Here is an 18173-nt window from a genome sequence, read left to right as displayed (position 1 = left end):
AGTTCTTTTTTATATCGTATATGTATCCCCTTAATTTTTAAAATAATTAAGGGGATACTTCGTTATAAAGGATAAAACCCCTGAACTATGATCAAAAAATATATCTCAATTATATGTCTACTCGCTCTTTTTTCTTCTTGTGATAAACTAGACGAATTAACAAAATTTGATATGGAATATAGCCAACGTGCTACCATACCATCTTCTGCGGGTATAGATTTACCTTTTGATGTATTTACTCCGGAGACCGAAACAAACTCAGAATCTAAATTTGCGGTAAACGATACCAGAAAAGACCTTATTGAGGAAATCGTATTGACAGAATTGGAAATGGTCATTCTTTCTCCCGATGATTCTGATTTTAGTTTTTTAAATTCCATTGAGGTATTCATTTCTGCAGAAGGCTTGGAAGAAATACAAATTGCTTATTTGAACGAAGTTCCGGAAAACGCAGGTAATACCATTAGCTTATTGACTTCTGATGCCGATTTAAAGGAATACATAAAAAAAGACGAGTTTTCCTTACGTCTTAATACGGTTACAGATGAATTAATGAGTTCCGATCACGAGCTGGAAATCAATTCTACCTTTTTTGTGGATGCTAAGATTTTAGGATTATAATTTATTGGCGAATTTTACGCAACGTTTTTGTTTTAAGGCATCTACTTAATAGGTTGAAACTGTCATCATATGGGAAAATTTGCTGCTTTTACATTAGTATTATTACTATTGATTTCATGTTCCAGTGAGGATGACTTTGGGTTGGAATCAACACAATTTGTTTTCTCTGAGCAAAAATGGGAGCTGGTCAAAATGACGGAAAGTTGGGCAAATACTGAAACTACTGGTAGTGATATGGCTTGGCAAGAGTACTATATATTTACCCCAGAAGGTACTTTTTTGAAATCGCGTACGGTTGATGAAGTCAATACTATAGCCGAGGGAACTTTTGAGGTTATGGAGTTTGAAGATGATGATGCACATTATTTGGAACTTACCTTTACTACAGGAAATGTTCTTGCGGCAAATTGTACAGGTGATGATAAGGAACTGTTAATGTATAGAACTTCTAGCATGATTTCCAGTTTATGGATGGCTTGTGATGGTCCAGGTCTGGATTATGTGCTGAGTAAGAATTAAAGCACCATTAAGTTGCAGCCTCTTATATCAGAGTTGTCAAATCTGCCAATTACTTCAAAAGAGCCATCATTGTTGACTTTTCCAAGGTCTTGGGTAGCAATAAAGGAACAAGAATTTATGTTGGCCAGGTCAATAATATTGATGCCTCCGTTTTTTCCTATTTTTTGATAGCTTAACGGATCTTCAGTATCACGAATCAGTACCTGCATCCAAGGAGGGCAATGGAATATACCTTCACCTTTGGAATACGCCTGTGACAATAACTCCGTCATGCCATATTCGGAATGAATTTCAGATACTCCAAAACCACCTTTTAATAGATGATGCAACTCTTGGCGAACAAGCTCCTTACGTCTGCCTTTCATACCACCGGTTTCCATAATAATGGTATTTTGGAGGGATAACTGATATTTTTCGGTAAACTCCAAAAGAGCAAAAGAAACACCAATGATAAGTAGCTTGGTATTGGTTCTTTGCAGTTCTAAAATCAACTGGTGCAAACGATCATATTCATTTAGGAAAAAACCACTTTTTGAGTGTTGGGATTTTGTGATCAGGTCCTCAACCATATAAATTAGCGAAGAGCCTGTGCGCTCTAAATACGATGGCAAGAGAGCCAGTACACAATAGTCCTCAATAGCGCCGTAAAAATGCGTAAAAGCCCTTAAATAACTATGTTCATATACTTGTAGGTCGGTAACAAAATGTTTGCTTGTTTGGCTGCCCGTTGTACCGCTACTGGTAAAAATAATTTCTTCGTGGCCGGTAGAACTTACTACTTTTTTAGAATTGAAAAATTCTATGGGTAAAAACGGAATCTGTTCCAATTTCGTCACGGTACCTGTATCAACGCCCAAATGATTGCAAAAGGAACGGTATATAACGTTATTGTGGTATTGAAATGAAAATATGCGCAGGGCGTGGGCTAAAAAATCCTCGCGGTTGCGTATAGTAAATATAGAATTTTGCTCCATGGAATATATCCGCTTAAAGCAAAGGTACTGAACCAATTTATTTTATTGGTTCGTTGGGGGCATATTGTAAGGGGCGTTATTTAACGATCAACTTTCGGGTAATGGTTTTTTCGTCCTCGGTAACCTGAACAACATAGACACCGGCAGAAAGTCTGGAAATGTTCAAGGCCTTGGTGTGCAATCTATCCGTAAGCACCAATTCACCGAAAACGTCATAGATTTTCACTTCCTTTAAATTGTTTTTTTCTGTAGTTACGTAGACCACATCTGCTATTACAGGATTTGGATAGAGTTTAAATCCAGCAATTTCGTCATTGTGTAATTGATTTATATCAATGGTTTCTTGGGCGTAAACACCAAAGGAAAGTACCATAAGTAGCAAAAAGTAGATTTTCTTCATTTTAATTGATTTGGGATCAACAATATAAAGGTACTTATATGCTAAACTATGGGTTTGAAAATGTTGTGAAAGCTAAGATTATGTAGGTCAATTAGATACGGAATGTTCTTTATCGGAATTTTATGTATTTAATCGATTGTAGTAATTGGGGTATGGCTTAATAAATAGAGATAGATTACCTATTTATTTTACGATCAGTTTTCTAGTGGCCATTTTATCTTTTTCAAAAACACGCAACACATATACACCGGCATCAAGGTCGGAAAGATTAAGTTCTTTTCCCAATATGGTTGTTTTTAACAATACCGTTCCAAAAACATCGTAGATAAAAATTTCCTTGGGAGCATTTAGGTCGGTTGAAATAAAAACTTTACCTGTAGTAACCGGATTTGGGTACATGCTAAAACCATCAATATCCCCATTGCTTTGGGTACTTTGCCCATAGCTGAAGGATACAAATAGGAAAAAGATAACGAGGTAAAGATGCTTCATACGCATTTACATACAAAATGTATACCACAAATATAGGAATATTGATTCCTGAATGTCAAGGGACTAGCACGTTTCTTTTAAATTTTTCGATGAAATGCAAAAAAGCCCGCAATTTGCGGGCTTATTATTAAAAAATATGCGATAATTTAGTTTCCAGTTGCCCAAGCGAAAATAGCCACATCAACAGCAGTACCGTTAAAAACATCATCATCTACGGTAGTAAGAGCTGTACCGTCTACGATGACATTCTCTAATGGTCCGTTGTCTTTCATGTCAACATTGGTATCATAACCAGAAAGACTAACGTTTGTTAGCGTAGCTCCAGAAGTAGCTTTGAATTGTAAAGCTGTACCACCAACTGTAGAAACAGCAGTGAAATCTATTAACTTAGGATTTCCGTTTGCTTTATCGGCTTCAACAGCAGTAGAGAAACCTTCTTGATTATGCAAAACGTAAGCCGTAGTTACAGATCCGTTCCAACCTTCTGTCCAGTCAATAGAATCATCTTGGTTGTTTTCGAAGTATAAGTTTGAAGCAGAAACTGTACCGCCAAAGAACTCAACACCATCATCTTCACCATCGATCATTGCTACGTTGTCAATAGTAGTTTCAGAACCTACAGCATAAAGAGTAAGACCGTTATACTGAGACTCGGCATTAATCTGGGCACCTGCATTTTTTATGATCAAGTAGCTTATAGAACCTGAGTTGTCTGTATCATTAGTGCCACCGTATTTGAAATCGCCTACTTCAGCAGTAGCATCAATACCTTCTGTAGTGGTTGCATCTCCTAAAATCACCAATCCGCCCCAATCGCCAGGATTGTCGTTCGTAGAGGTCATTACAACAGGATCGGTTTCTGTTCCTTCTATTACAATTTTACCTCCTCTTTGAACAACGATGTAAGTTTCGGTTTCATCACCTGACTCCACTTGAGCACTAATGGTGGTACCTGCAGGAATAGTAAGTGTAGCACCATCTTCAACGCTATAGTTTTTAGACAATAAGTAGTTGATGTTGGCATCTAAGGTAAGGTCACTGGTCAAGTTCCCTGTTAAAATACTGCTTCCAACAGTGGTATCTGTATTTACCCAATCAAAAATAGCGATATCTACAGTTGCATTGGCATTATAGCTGTTTTCTGGGTCGCCAGCTACACCATCTATGATTACGTTGGCCAAAGGACCATTGTCCTTCATGTCTATTGAAGTAGCATAACCACTTAAAGAAAGTCCGGTAATTGTAGCCCCGGAAGTTGCTTTAAATTGTAAAGCGGTACCACCTACCGTTGAAACTGCCGTAAAGTTTATTAGCTTAGGATTTCCGTTTGCTTTATCGGCTTCAACTGCAGTTGAAAAACCTTCTTTTGTATGCAGTACATACGCATTGGTAACGGTTCCATTCCAACCTTCTGTCCAATCGATAGAATCGTCTTGGTTGTTTTCAAAATATAAGTTGGTAGCAGAAACTGTTCCGCCAAAAAACTCAACACCATCATCGTCCCCATCGATCATAGCTACGTTATCTATAGTAGTTTCAGAACCTACTGCGTAGAGTGTAAGTCCGTTGTACTGCGATTCCGCATTAATTTGCGCACCGGCATGTTTTATGATCAAATAGCTAATGGATCCGGAATTATCGGCATCGTTAGACCCCCCGTATTTAAAGTTGCCAACTTCTGCTGTTGCGTCAACACCTTCAGTAGTAGTAGCGTCTCCTAATAAGACCAAACCACCCCATTGACCGGCTTCTCCACCTGTAGATTGCATAATCACGGGAGCCGCGGCAGTACCTTGGATATCTATTTCCCCACCTCTTTGAACAACGATATACGTTTCGGTTTCATCACCGGACTCCACCGTTGCATTGATTACCGTACCTGCAGGGATAATTAATTTACCACCGGCTTCAATACTGTAGTTTTTCTCTAAAGTGTAGGTTTTAGAGGCATCCAGCGTTCTTTCTTCGGATAATTGTCCGGTTAAAGTAGTGCTTTCTTCTGGGTTGGTATCTTCGCAAGCGGTACAAGAACCACCACAGTCAACCCCTGTTTCATCACCGTTTTTTATACCATCGGTACAAGTTGGTGTTACGGCATCTGGACCATCGTCCGGATCGTTGTCATCATTGCTACAGCTCACAAATGTCATTGCTGCCATTAGGACAAAAACTTTTACAAAATTTCTCGTTTTCAATTTCATAATAAAAATCGTTAAGGTTACTAATTATTAATTGGTTTGCATTAAAACTTGTAATTAAGACCTAGGCTAATGCCCATGCCGGTTGAGTATGAACTTACAGTTTGTTCCTGCTCTATTTCTGTAACAGGATTGCGAACGAGTTGAGTTTGTTTTATTTCTGGATTCAATAAATTATTTCCTAAAAGGCTTACTTTAAGATGCTCGCCAAATTCTTTGCTGATTTGTGCATTTAGTACTACAAATCCCTTTTCTACAATAGCGTCATCATAGAATATGTCTCTATTGGTTTGATCCGTTGGTACGCCTAAAGAATAAATTTTATCTGATGCATAATTGGCGTTCAAGGATATGGCAAAAGGATTGTCACCTGCCGTATCATAATTTAGGCTGGTGTTAAAAATCCAGTCAGAGGCCCCTTGTAAATCGGTCTCGGTAATTCCTTTGTATTGGAAGCTTCTTAGTAGACCGCCTTGCTCATTATATATTTCCTTTAGATCTTGTTGGTGCCACATACGGGTTACGTTAAGAACCATGTTCAGATTATAACCAGATGCATCGCCATCATCGTTAAAGGTCGGTTTTACAAGGTCTAATTTGGTCTCTGCTTCCAGACCCAATATCTCTGCTTTTTCACCAGAATTGAAATATGAGAAAATACCGGCGGAACCTCTTTCCCTAACCCTGTTGATAGGATCCGAGATATCTTTATAGAAAGCGGCTACTGAAATTAATTCTCCCGCAGATGGGAAATATTCCCATTTTAAATCTAGGTTGATATCCTTGGAAGCGATCAAATCTGGATTACCGCGTGTAATCTGCCCTGTTGGGGAAACATAACTGAAAGGTGCGATCTCCTTGAATTCTGGAAGGGTAATAGTACGGCTAACCGCCAAACGCAATGCATGAAGGTCATTGATCGTATATTTTACATTTAAGCTAGGGTAAAAATTGCTGTAATCTTGATTACTTTCACCTGTTCTTGGAGATAGGTTACCTATGTCATAGGTTACTTCTATTTCATCTCTCTGGTATCTTAATCCTGCATCAAAATTCCATTGGTCCAGGCCTACGTTAAAGGAGAAGAACGCCGCTTTTGAATCTAGGGTTCCTAAATAAATATCCTTTCTTTCACCATTTGCATTGGAACCTAAAAGATTAATTTCCAAAAGTCCGGCATCAAAATATGATTGGCGAAAAATTGCACCTAAATTGTCAATAGAGGTAGGGTTGACCGCATTGGTATTTATTTCTTCTACCCCAACAAACTCAGAGCTGAAATCACGCTCCTTGTTCCTGTAGGAAACTCCAAAGTTGAGTTTAAAGTTTCTATTTTCCTCATCAATAACCTTAAGTTCATCCTTTAAGTAGGCACTGAATTCGTTGTCCTTTATTTTCTGGTTTGATTTTCGTTGTTGAAAACCGCCATTTCTACCAAGTTGCACCAATGTGCCATCTGGGTCAAAATTGACTTCGTTCCTAATTCTGTTTGGTTCATCCGCATTTAGAAGGTTATACCCACCTGCCCATTGCAAAGTATTTTTTTCACCAATTTGGTGTCTACCTATTAACTGGGTGATCAACAATCTTGTCTGCTTTGTATTTTGGTCCCTGATAAATTGGAACAAACCTTCACTTGGACTGGTTTCCTCAAAAATAGTGGCTTCCCCGTTGCGCCCGCCTTCAAAAACATTTTCGTCTAGCTTGTTTACAAAAAATGTACTAGATTTTATCTTGTTCTTGGCATTGGCCAAGTACGTTATGTCCAATAGGCCACTATTAACAATTTTCTTTTGATACGTAGTTGCATCGGTAATGGTATCATCTATAAAGTTGGAACGAAATTGTCTAAATAAACCTTCCCTATGTTCAAAAGATCGTGAATGGGAAGCGGTAAAGAAAACAGAAAGTTGTTCCGCTATCTTTTTACCTGCGGTTATGGACATGGAATAATCCATTGGGTTTTCCTGCTGCAAAGTATTCCAGCCTTGATTTGTGATTAACTGTTGGGTGGTAAGGCTTTGGTCATAAAATCCAAATGTGGTATTTTTTGAATTTTGCGAGATTTTGAAATTATCGAATACACCGCTTTTGGCCACATTTGAATTTACACCGCCGGATACTCCTACGGCCAATTCGCTTGACCCGGCCAATTCCCTAGAGGTAATATTGATGTTACCTGAAGCTTGGTCTGCGGACCCGTCTACCCCGTATGTTTTACTGATGCTCACATTCTGGAGCACACGCGTAGGAAATAAGGATAGGTTTATGTTCTTTTTGTCGATGTCGTCAGATGGTACGGGCAAACCATTTAAGGTAGAGGACAGATATCTATCGCCCAAACCTCTTACGAAAACATCCCCGGTAGCTTCACTACTGGTAACTCCAGAGATTTTAGTAGTTGCCGTTGCGGCATCGGAAACTCCAATTTTCGCAAGTTCTACGGCGCCAATACTTTCCTTTATCTCAACGGCTCTCTTCTGATCCAATAACAAAGCGGTTTCAGAGTCCTTTCTTGCCACGGTCGTAACGGTTACTTCGTCAAGGGAAACTCCTTGAGATGCACTTAAGGGTACATCTATAGTGGTAACTTTACCCGCAATTACCTCAACATTGGGTATTTCTACCGTTTCATATCCTAAATAGCTATAGGAAATTGTGTATATACCAGGCTCAACACCGGATATTTCATATAATCCATCAAAATCAGAGGTTGTACCTTTTGTAGTGCCTTTGATCAAAACATTGGCAAATGCCAAGGGTTCGTCATTAACTTCTTTGTCCGTTAATGTACCAACAATGCTTCCGGTATCCTGTGCAGTCACATTTACCAGCGTAAATAGGAATGTAAAAATTAATAATTTGTTCATCAGTTATTTCTATTCTTTAATCAGCGGCAAAGGACGTCAGTAGTTGTAAAGGTCGGGTTACCCCCATGTTAAACCTTTATTTTTTTAGTGTTACCTAAATGTTACTACATTAAATCAATGTTAAGAGACGTTTCTGTAATAGTATTATCTTTACTTTTGAGCGAATCAATCCAATTAGAAAACCATGAAAAAGAAGGATATTAGGATACTTTTAGTTGATGATGAGCCGGATATTCTTGAAATCGTAGCTTATAATCTTTCTGCCGAGGGGTATGATGTATATACTGCCAAAAACGGGGCGGACGGAGTATCCAAGGCAAAGAAAAAATTACCACACTTGATCATTTTAGATGTAATGATGCCAGAGATGGATGGTATTGAAGCTTGTGAAATTTTAAGAAAGACACCTGGTATGGAAAATACCATCATAACCTTTTTGACCGCAAGGGGAGAGGATTATTCCCAAGTGGCCGGTTTTGATGCTGGTGCAGATGATTATATTACCAAGCCCATAAAACCAAAAGTATTGGTAAGTAAGGTCAATGCACTTTTAAGACGTCTTAAGAACGAGGAAAACGCCCAAGAGGATATTGTTAAGGTAGGTGATATCGTTATCAATAGGGAAGAGTATAAGATCATAAAGAAAGGAGTTGAGATTATTCTGCCCAGAAAGGAATTTGAACTCCTTGCATTGTTGACCTCCAAGCCCAGTAAAGTATTTAAAAGAGATGTAATTCTGGACAAGGTTTGGGGTAATGAGGTGGTCGTAGGAGGCCGTACCATAGACGTCCATATTAGAAAACTTAGGGAAAAAATTGGTGAAGACCATTTTAAGACGGTAAAAGGGGTAGGATATAAGTTTGTACTATAAATGGCAGCGCCGGTACGTTCCAAAAAATCATATCGATTTGCATTTCGCTCATCTGTTTATATCGCTTTGATCAGTACAATGGTCATGGCCTTTTTGCTGTGGTCGTTCAATGAGTTGAACTGGGTAGTGGTTATAGTTACCGCGCTTACACTTTTTGTGACCTCCTTCGTGACCCTACAGATAAGAATAGATAAGTTTATTTACAAAAAGATCAAAAAGATCTATGATGATGTGGAGTTGTTGGAGTCTTCCACTTTGCCCTCATATCCGGTAACCACGGATATGCGCACATTGACCGCGGAAATTGAAAAATTTGCCAAGGACAAGAAAATAGAAATCGATACTTTAAAAATACGGGAAGAGTACCGTAAGGATTTTTTGGGCAACGTATCCCATGAGCTCAAGACGCCGCTGTTTACCGTACAAGGATATTTGGAAACGTTATTGGATGGTGCGATCGATGATAAAAACGTCAGAAAAAAATATATTTATAGGGCGAACAAGGCGGTTGATAGATTGATCTATATTGTTAAAGACCTGGACCTTATTACCAAATTGGAAGTTGGGGACCTTAGGTTGGAAAAACAATCATTCAATATCATAGAGTTGATACAGAGCGTTTTTGACCTGTTGGAAATGAAGGCCGATAAGAAAAATATAACCCTCACCTTTGATATTCCTTACCCGAAGACCATTATGGTTTATGCTGATAAAGAAAAAATACAGCAGGTATTGACCAATCTTTTGGTCAATTCCATTAAATACGGAAATGAAAAAGGTACCACGGAAATTAGCGTTGAAAATCTAGTGAAGAATAAAGTAATTGTAAGGGTCACGGACAATGGTGAGGGAATACCGGCAGTACATATTCCAAGGCTTTTTGAACGTTTTTATAGGGTAGACCAAAGTGGTAGTAGGCGTGAGGGTGGTTCTGGTCTGGGCCTTGCCATTGTAAAACATGTCATTGAGGCACACGGGGAGAAAATTTTCGTGGAAAGTGCAGTTGAGGTAGGTTCTGAGTTTTCCTTTACCCTAGAGAAAAGTTCTTCCCAAATAGAGGATAATCAGTAAGCGCTAAGCTTCTGTTTTTTCTTAGCTTTGCCCTTGTATTGATAAGAAAATTGTGGGAAGCAAAAATAAATTAAAGAGATTTCAGGAAAACGAAACGTTTTCAAACGTTATTCAGCCAACTAGGGAAGAGGTTGTGGGCGGATTTTCGCTTAAAGGAAAATGGCAGGCACACTTTAAAAATGATAATCCCATAGTTTTGGAACTGGGCTGTGGAAAAGGGGAATATACCATTGGTCTGGCTAAGAAATTTCCGGATAGGAATTTTATAGGAATTGATATTAAGGGCGCCCGTTTTTGGAAAGGTGCCAAGATGGCCATTGAGCAAAACTTGTCCAATGTTGCTTTTGTACGTACCCAAATAGAATTGATCGACCATATTTTTGGGGCCCAGGAAGTTACCGAGATATGGATTACCTTTCCCGATCCACAGATTAAATATAAGCGCACTAAACATCGTATGACCAATAAGGCGTTTTTGGAACGGTATAGGCAAATTTTAAAGTCCAACGGTACTGTTAATCTTAAGACCGATAGTGAATTTATGCACGGTTATACCTTAGGACTGCTACATGGACTAGGATTGGAAGTCCTGTATGCCAACCATGATGTGTATAAGAATGAAGGAAGCCCCAAAGAGGTTTTGGAAATACAGACTTTCTATGAAAATCAGTATCTTGAAAAGGGAAAACCTATTACCTTTATTAGGTTCAAGGTAAACTGATCAAATGCAACAATTGCCAACCTTATTTGTATTTACCTTCGCAGCCGCTTTTTTAGCATCGTTGCCACCGGGGCTGCTTAATTTAAATGCAGCCAAGACCAGTGTTGAAAAAGGAAAGGCAAACGGATTGATTTTTGCTTTGGGCGTGGCCATTGCGGTTATGCTGCAAACCTATATTGCGGTGCGTATAGCAAAACTGATTTCCCGAAACCAACATGTGGTGGAATTATTGTTGCAAACAGCGCTTTTGGTATTTTTTATATTGGCCATTTTCTTTTTTATAAAAGGAAGAAAACAAGTGAATAGGCCATTTATCATTACCGATGCCAAAAAGCGTAACAGTTTCTCTAAAGGAATTTTTCTGGCCCTTATCAATCTTTTGGCAATTCCTTATTATAGTGGGTTGAATACCGTTTTTCATTCCCAAGGTTTTATGACCTATATGATTATGGACGAGGTCCTGTTCATTCTTGCGGCGGGTAGCGGAACGTTTTGGGCCATGTACTTGTACGTCATCTACTTTAAAAAATGGGAGCATAAAACAACCGCCTTTACCAAGAACAGTAATTACATTTTAAGTGGATTAATGGTACTATTGTTCATTATTACTTGCTTAAGATTGTTTAACTAAACCTTTGTCATCCTATGAAACCTGAAAATGAAAACTTTTTTGAAAGGGTGTACCAAGTGGTTAGGTTAATACCAGAGGGTCGCGTGACCTCCTATGGTGCAGTGGCAAAATATTTGGGTGCGGCGCGTAGTGCAAGAATGGTAGGTTGGGCAATGAACGCATCTCATAACATGGAAGATATTCCTGCCCATAGGGTGGTCAATAAAGCAGGATTGTTAACGGGCAAACATCATTTTGATGGTACAAACCTCATGCAACAATTGTTAGAGGTAGAAGGTGTTCAAATTAAAGATTTGCAAATAGTGAATTTAGATAAACATTTCTGGGACCCGTACATAGAATTACGTGCAGAGCTATAGTCTTATTGAAACGTTAAGGTAAATGTCGTTGTTTCATTGGATGCAACACGTATAGAGCCACCGTGCATGCGCATGATTTGCTTGCTAAGGCTTAGTCCTATTCCGGTTCCGTTGCTTTTTGTGGTAAAAAAAGGAACAAATACTTCATCTAACATTTCAGGAGAAATTCCTGGTCCGTTATCGGTTACGGTAATAAATTGTTTGCCGTTTACATCCTCTCCTGCCTTAATCGTGATTACCCCATTTTCATGACCTATTAAAGCCTGTTGTGCGTTTTTGCCCAGGTTTAAAAGAATTTGGGTCAGTTGTTTTTCATCAATATAAAGTTCCAGATTTTCCGGGTGCGCAGATACCTCTAAAACAATGTCATGGCCATTGGTATATTCTTGGAGCAACATTCTAACTTTTTCTAGGAGTTTAGAGGCGGGTATAAGTTCCCGATCAGGTTCCGGTACACTCAAGAAGGTTCTATAGGATTGTACAAAACTCATAAGGTCATTACCTTGTTCCTTAATGACTTCCAGACCTTTGGCCGAATTTTTTATCTGTAGTTCCCCAAATTCTTCTGGGGTAGAAAGTTGATTTCCTTTTTTAAAATATTTTAATATTGATTCTGAAATAGAGGTTATAGGGGTAATGGTATTCATGATTTCATGTGTTAATACCCTAATTAGTTTAACCCAGGAATCTGTTTCCTTATCATCCAGTTCTTTTTGAATATCATGGACAATGACCAATAATAGTTGTTTGTTCTCTATGGATATTGGGGTGCATTTTAAGGTCAATTCTTTTTTGCCCCGTTCATTGCCTAGTGCATAGATGGTACTTTCAAAAGGTTTCAAGTTTTCAAACAATCCGTATAGGTTGGGGTCTATTTGTTTTAATTGCTTAACATGGTTAAGGGGTCTGTAGTTGAGCAGGTTTTGTACTGTTGGGTTGGCATATAAAATGTGGCCCTTGTCGTTTATGGTAAATATTCCAATATCGGCCTGTTTTAAAATTTCCTCGTAATACTGTTCTTGGGCTTGCTTTTTAAGATGAATTTCTTGAATCATATTGTTCAACATATTCAAACTATGGTTCAGCTCTTCTATTGATTTTACACTAAGTTTTTCTGGAAAACGTAAGGTGAAATCCTCATTCTTGATCGCATCGAAAAAGTAGGCAATTTTTCGGTTGGTCTGGTTTACATAGTGTACAAGTCCGTAAGCTTGTGCAATAAATACAAACCCGAACAATATGGAAAGTAGATAGTGTTCCTTAAAGGATAGGAAAGCGATCAACAAAGCGCAGGCTGCTATGAGAAAAATTCTTAGAACAAGTTGATAGTAAATACTTTTGCTGACCATTATTTACTGAATTTTTTAAGTTTGTTATATAAGGTCTGTCTAGATATACCTAGTTGATCTGCTGCAGCACTATAGTTTCCGTCATGATCGTCCAACGCTTTGTTAATCATGACCAATTCCATTTCTTCAAGAGTTTTAGGTCCGTTTTCAACGGTCATGTTCGTCTTTGTTTCCAAAAGAAAATCGGTCGGTTTCAAGACATTTCCTTCAGATAAAATAACCGCACGTTCCATAGTATGTAACAACTCCCTTACGTTCCCCGGCCAGGCATAATTTTTTAATTTTTCTTGGGCAGACTGGTTGATTTTTAAACTTGGTTTTCCATATTTATGGGCGAATTTTTTAAGAAAGAAATCAGATAGGACCAGCACATCATTGTCGCGTTCCCTTAATGCAGGTACTTGAACCTGTATGGTATTAATCCTATACAAAAGGTCTTCGCGAAATAAGCCATCGGCTACCATTTGATCAAGGTTACAATTGGTTGCACAAATTAATCTAATATCTACCGGTATGGGTTTGTTTGATCCCACACGTACCACTACCCGGTTCTGAATTACGGACAATAATTTGGCCTGCATCTGTAGGGAAAGATTACCTATTTCATCAAGGAACAAGGTGCCGCCATTGGCAGCTTCAAACTTACCTGCACGGTCATCTTTGGCATCGGTAAAAGAACCTTTTACGTGGCCAAAAAGTTCGCTCTCAAATAAATTTTCGGAAATAGAACCCATATCCACAGAAATAAAAACCTCATTGTTTCGTGCAGATGACTTATGAAGTTCCCTTGCAATCAATTCCTTTCCCGTTCCGTTTTCTCCGGTCACTAATATATTGACGTCGGTTTTGGCAACTTTCTGCACAAGGCTCATTACACTATTAAGTGCTTTTGAATTACCAATGATGTAATTGGAATTCTGATTGATAACCTGTTTTAGGTTACTCTCTTTCTGTTTTAAGTGTTGTACTTCTTTCTGTGATTTTCTAAGTTCATAGGCAGATTTGACCGTTGTAAGCAGGCGTTCATTATTCCATGGTTTCAGCACAAAATCCGTTGCTCCTTCTTTTAGGGCTTCAACAGCCAATTCTACCGCTCCATAGGCAGTCATCATAATCACCGAGATATGGGGAGCCTTCTTTTTTATTTCGCGCAACCAGTATAGACCCTCGTTTCCTGTATTTACCCCGGCAGAAAAATTCATATCCAATAATATGATATCTATTTCCTTAAGGTTGGGAAAAGATGAAAGTAAATTTGGGTTAGAAATGGTTTGTACACTTTTATATTCAAACTGTAGCAAAATCTCAAGAGCGCTGAGCACGCTTTTGGTATCATCTATTACAAGAATCTTTGCATCGATCATGGTTACATTCTTTTTAACTCATTTAAATCTACACATAGAAGTTTGTATTTTCATATCACTGTAAAAAATTTTGACAATATCTGTACAACATTTTTACACTGATAAATTAATAGTAAATTTAATTATGATGTAAATAACTGTAAATCAATAATTTAAAATTATGGCACGCATATAGTATAGAGAATGGCATACCAATAGAGAAATGATCAAAAGATTTAAAATAACGACACTTTTGCTGCTGACCATTTGGGCATCTGTATTTGCCCAAGAAAGTTGGACATTAGATGAATGTGTTTCATATGCCTTAGCGCATAATTTACAGTTGAATGATTTTAAGTATACCAATCAATCTAATAAAGAAACCTATAGACAATCGGTTCGTAACTTGTTGCCTTCGGTAAATGCATCATCTAGTTATCTTGTTAATTATGGTAGGGCAGAAGATCCCAATACGGGAACATTTGTAAATCAGGATTTCTACTCTAATAATTATTCGTTGGAGTCCTCCATTGATTTGTTTCGGGGATTTCAAAAAATAAATGCCATTAAAGCATCTAAATTATTGTTCAAGGCAACCAAAGAAGATGTGCTGCAACAAAAATATTTACTGGCATTTAGGGTAATGCAAGCCTTTTATGATATTCAGTTTTTTGAAGGATTGGTAGAAATCTCAAAAGAACAATTAACGGTATCGCAAACCAATTACAGTTTGGTAGAAAAGCAGGTAGAATTAGGTTTAAAAGCCGGTGCCGATCTTTATGAGGCAGAGTCGTTACTATTGACCGATAAATTGAACGTAACACAAAGTGCCAATCAATTGGCGACGGCAAAATTAACCTTGATTCAAGAAATGAACTTGGAGAACACCTCTGAAATTGAAATAACAAAAGAACTGCCGCAAGTAGTGGCAGATGCAGCTTTTAACGAAATAACATCTGATTCTGTTTACAACGAAGCTCGCGAGTTTTTACCATTGATAAAAGCACAGGAATTAAGAGCCAAGGCAGCAAAAAAGCAAGTTGCGGTCTCCAGGGGAAGATTGTACCCGTCACTTTCTTTCTTTGCAGGTATTGGTACTGGGTATTTTGAAACTACAAGAGATACATTGGGGAATACCTTGCCTTTTAGGCAGCAATTTAGAGACAATACCTCGCAATATTTAGGGGTAAACTTAAGTGTGCCCATTAGTAACGGTTGGTCTGCACGATCACAGGTGAAGCAATCTAAAATAGAAAAGCTTCGTGCAGAGAATAATTTAAAGACACAAGAGCAAGAGCTGTTTCAAACCATTCAGCAATTAGTGCAAGATTATAATTCATTAGTAGTAGAATTGGTGCAGAGCAACCAAAAAATGGAGGCGCAGAATTTAGCCTTTACCATTGCTCAAAAAAGATATGAAAAAGGACTGATAAATGCTCTAGAGCTTTTTACCGCCAAAAATTTATATGCGAGTGCACAAAATGAGAATTTACAGGTGAAACTACGTTCAGAGATCAATAAAAGCACATTGGACTTTTACCGAGGACTACCAGTATTTAATATCGAAGCCAACTAAATTTTTATTTGGAACGAACAAACGAATAACGAAGAACGAAGAACGAACAAACGATTACCATGGATATAAAATTAGAAAAGAAAAAAGGATTGAAGCCAAAACACTACGGTTACATTGCATTGGGGCTATTACTTCTATTTGTAGGCTATCAATTGTTATTTGCCAGTTCGGTATCCACATTTAGAACCGAGAAAGATAAACTATCGGTGGCTGAGGTGTCTGCAGGAAAGTTCGATGATTATATTACCATTAACGGTAACGTTGCGCCTATTGCAACTATTTATATGGATGCCTATGAAGGTGGTCGTGTAAGCGAAAAGTTAATAGAAGAAGGTGCTATGGTCAAAAAAGGCGATATCATCTTAAAGCTGGAAAACATGAATCTGTACGAACAGATTTTGGCGAGTGAAAGTAACCTGGCATTAAAGCAAAACGATCTGCGTTCCACAAAATTGAATTTCGATTCTAGACAGGTAGAAGGTAGAAAGTCATTGGCAACGGCAAGTACAGATCTGCAGCGGTTAAAGAGAAATTACGAACAGAACAAAGCGTTGTTCGATGAGGAATTAATATCTAGGGAAGCCTATCAACTATCAAAAGAAAATTATGAACTGTCTCAAAAGCAGTATGAAATTGTAAAGCTACAGACAGAGCAAGATGATGAATTAAGGGAAACTTCATTAAGAGGTCTGGATACAGATTTGGCACGTATGCAAAAAACATTGGGTATGGTGTACCAAAGGCTGGATCATTTAAATGTACGGGCTCCTGCAGATGGTCAATTAGGGTTTTTAGATGCCGAAATTGGTCAGAGTATTGCTCAAGGGCAACGCATAGGGCAAATCAATGTATTAACAGATTATAAAATAGAGGCAGATATAGACGAGCATTATATTGATCGTGTAAAAAGAGACCTTACTGCGGTTTTAGAGCGTAATGGCGCAGAATTTCCGTTGCGTTTACGTAAAGTATATCCAGAGGTTAGAAACGGTAGGTTCAAGGTAGATTTGGTATTTACGGATAATAAGCCAGAGACCATACGTTCAGGACAGAGTTACAATATTAAATTACAATTGGGTGAATCTAACGATGCGCTGTTATTACCAAAAGGAAGCTTTTTTCAGAGTACCGGCGGGCAATGGATATTTGTAGTAAATCCAGATGGGGGAGAAGCCATTAAAAGAAATATTAGAATAGGGAAACAGAATTCTAGATACTATGAAGTATTGGAAGGCTTGGAACCAGGGGAAAAAGTAATAACTAGTAACTACGATAATTTCGGGGAAGCGGAAAGAATCGTCTTAAAATAAAAACTGTCACATCAGAGAATTTTCGATGTCATTATAACAATCAAAAAGAAGGAAAAATGATAACCATTACAAACCTAAAAAAGAGTTTTAGAACAGAAGAAGTAGAAACCTTGGCGTTGAACAATGTCAACCTAAAAGTAGAGGACGGGGAGTTCGTCGCAATTATGGGTCCGTCCGGTTGTGGCAAGTCTACTTTGTTGAATATTATTGGTATGCTGGATAACCCAACGGAGGGTAGCTACAATTTTGCCGGCAATGAAGTTGGTGGTTTAAAGGAAAGTCAACGTACCCAACTGCGTAAGGGTAATTTAGGTTTTGTCTTTCAAAGCTTTAATTTGATAGATGAGCTTACCGTTTTTGAAAACGTAGAGCTACCATTGATCTATTTGAAAATGGGAAAGGCAGAACGTAAGGAGAAAGTAATGAAAGTGTTGGAGCGTATGAAAATAGCGCATAGGGAAAAACATTTTCCTCAGCAATTATCAGGTGGTCAGCAGCAACGTGTGGCCATATCTCGGGCGGTGGTTACCAATCCGAAATTGATACTTGCCGATGAGCCAACGGGGAACTTGGATTCTAAAAACGGAATTGAAGTAATGAACTTGTTGACAGAATTAAACCAAGAAGGAACCACAATAGTAATGGTAACACACTCGGACAGAGACTCACATTACGCGCATAGAGTTGTAAATCTATTCGACGGTCAAATCGTAACTGAAAGTCAGAATAGGGCTATAGGTGCCATGATGTAAGGGAGTTTATTTATCAATCAATCATTTTGTCCGTCATTGAACAATGTTCAGGTGGGGACAGGCAATAAGTAATCAACCAAATCAAACCAACCAAACTTATCCCTTAATCACGGATA

At 38.3% G+C, this 18173-nt stretch carries 17 protein-coding genes; 10 read left to right on the top strand and 7 right to left on the bottom strand.

Going from position 1 to position 18173, the window contains the following annotated elements:
• Positions 1-171 precede the first annotated feature (171 nt).
• Complete coding sequence (locus JM81_RS09795) at positions 172-621, top strand: hypothetical protein (RefSeq protein WP_261375012.1); 450 nt, start codon at positions 172-174, stop codon at positions 619-621.
• A gap of 69 nt (positions 622-690) precedes the next feature.
• Positions 691-1140: a hypothetical protein gene (locus tag JM81_RS09790; RefSeq protein ID WP_144802849.1), complete on the top strand. Its 450-nt coding sequence runs from the start codon at positions 691-693 to the stop codon at positions 1138-1140.
• Here the strand turns inward: JM81_RS09790 and JM81_RS09785 are convergent.
• The 5 genes from JM81_RS09785 to JM81_RS09765 all read right to left on the bottom strand — a co-directional run bounded on the left by JM81_RS09785 (position 1137) and on the right by JM81_RS09765 (position 8074).
• Entirely contained in the window at positions 1137-2114 is a 978-nt protein-coding gene (locus tag JM81_RS09785; protein WP_144802846.1) for an acyl transferase, read from the bottom strand. The two genes, JM81_RS09790 and JM81_RS09785, sit on opposite strands and share 4 nt — an antisense overlap.
• Before the next feature lie 76 nt (positions 2115-2190).
• A complete protein-coding gene (locus JM81_RS09780; RefSeq protein WP_089260847.1) occupies positions 2191-2514 on the bottom strand; it encodes a T9SS type A sorting domain-containing protein in 324 nt (107 codons plus the stop codon).
• Positions 2515-2697: 183 nt separating this feature from the next.
• Positions 2698-3006, bottom strand: coding sequence for a T9SS type A sorting domain-containing protein (locus tag JM81_RS09775; RefSeq protein ID WP_089261254.1), 309 nt, complete (start codon positions 3004-3006; stop codon positions 2698-2700).
• Between the two features lie 146 nt (positions 3007-3152).
• The gene (locus JM81_RS09770) at positions 3153-5207 is read right to left on the bottom strand and encodes a hypothetical protein (RefSeq protein ID WP_261375011.1); all 2055 of its coding nucleotides are present in this window, start codon (positions 5205-5207) and stop codon (positions 3153-3155) included.
• A gap of 41 nt (positions 5208-5248) precedes the next feature.
• Positions 5249-8074, bottom strand: coding sequence for a TonB-dependent receptor (locus JM81_RS09765; protein ID WP_144802844.1), 2826 nt, complete (start codon positions 8072-8074; stop codon positions 5249-5251).
• A 184-nt stretch (positions 8075-8258) separates the two neighbouring features.
• Here JM81_RS09765 and JM81_RS09760 point away from each other — a divergent pair, with 184 nt between their 5' ends.
• Genes JM81_RS09760 through JM81_RS09740 form a run of 5 tightly spaced genes read left to right on the top strand, consistent with a single transcriptional unit; the run spans position 8259 to position 11727 of the window.
• Positions 8259-8945, top strand: coding sequence for a response regulator transcription factor (locus JM81_RS09760; protein ID WP_089260845.1), 687 nt, complete (start codon positions 8259-8261; stop codon positions 8943-8945).
• Positions 8946-10016, top strand: coding sequence for a sensor histidine kinase (locus JM81_RS09755; RefSeq protein WP_261375010.1), 1071 nt, complete (start codon positions 8946-8948; stop codon positions 10014-10016).
• Between the two features lie 52 nt (positions 10017-10068).
• The gene (gene trmB, locus JM81_RS09750; RefSeq protein WP_089260844.1) at positions 10069-10737 is read left to right on the top strand and encodes a tRNA (guanosine(46)-N7)-methyltransferase TrmB; all 669 of its coding nucleotides are present in this window, start codon (positions 10069-10071) and stop codon (positions 10735-10737) included.
• Between the two features lie 4 nt (positions 10738-10741).
• Positions 10742-11368: a LysE family transporter gene (locus JM81_RS09745; RefSeq protein WP_089260843.1), complete on the top strand. Its 627-nt coding sequence runs from the start codon at positions 10742-10744 to the stop codon at positions 11366-11368.
• A 14-nt stretch (positions 11369-11382) separates the two neighbouring features.
• Positions 11383-11727, top strand: coding sequence for an MGMT family protein (locus tag JM81_RS09740; protein WP_144802841.1), 345 nt, complete (start codon positions 11383-11385; stop codon positions 11725-11727).
• Between the two features lie 2 nt (positions 11728-11729).
• Here the strand turns inward: JM81_RS09740 and JM81_RS09735 are convergent, their stop codons facing one another.
• Positions 11730-13076, bottom strand: coding sequence for a sensor histidine kinase (locus JM81_RS09735; protein ID WP_144802838.1), 1347 nt, complete (start codon positions 13074-13076; stop codon positions 11730-11732).
• The gene (locus JM81_RS09730; protein ID WP_144802835.1) at positions 13076-14440 is read right to left on the bottom strand and encodes a sigma-54-dependent transcriptional regulator; all 1365 of its coding nucleotides are present in this window, start codon (positions 14438-14440) and stop codon (positions 13076-13078) included. Before JM81_RS09730 ends, JM81_RS09735 begins: the two co-directional genes overlap by 1 nt.
• Before the next feature lie 202 nt (positions 14441-14642).
• Here JM81_RS09730 and JM81_RS09725 point away from each other — a divergent pair, with 202 nt between their 5' ends.
• From JM81_RS09725 to JM81_RS09715, 3 genes are read left to right on the top strand one after another with little or no spacing between them, the layout of a single operon-like run.
• A complete protein-coding gene (locus JM81_RS09725; RefSeq protein WP_144802832.1) occupies positions 14643-15995 on the top strand; it encodes a TolC family protein in 1353 nt (450 codons plus the stop codon).
• A 59-nt stretch (positions 15996-16054) separates the two neighbouring features.
• Positions 16055-17305 carry an efflux RND transporter periplasmic adaptor subunit gene (locus JM81_RS09720; RefSeq protein ID WP_144802829.1) on the top strand — a complete coding sequence of 417 codons (1251 nt, stop codon included), beginning with the start codon at positions 16055-16057 and terminating at the stop codon, positions 17303-17305.
• A 56-nt stretch (positions 17306-17361) separates the two neighbouring features.
• A complete protein-coding gene (locus JM81_RS09715; RefSeq protein WP_089260837.1) occupies positions 17362-18057 on the top strand; it encodes an ABC transporter ATP-binding protein in 696 nt (231 codons plus the stop codon).
• Positions 18058-18173 lie beyond the last annotated feature (116 nt).

Source organism: Maribacter sp. MAR_2009_72 (assembly GCF_007827235.1).
GTDB lineage: Bacteria > Bacteroidota > Bacteroidia > Flavobacteriales > Flavobacteriaceae > Maribacter > Maribacter sedimenticola.
The sequence above is the reverse complement of the archived record's forward strand: the minus strand, read 5'-3'. Positions and strand labels throughout refer to the sequence as shown.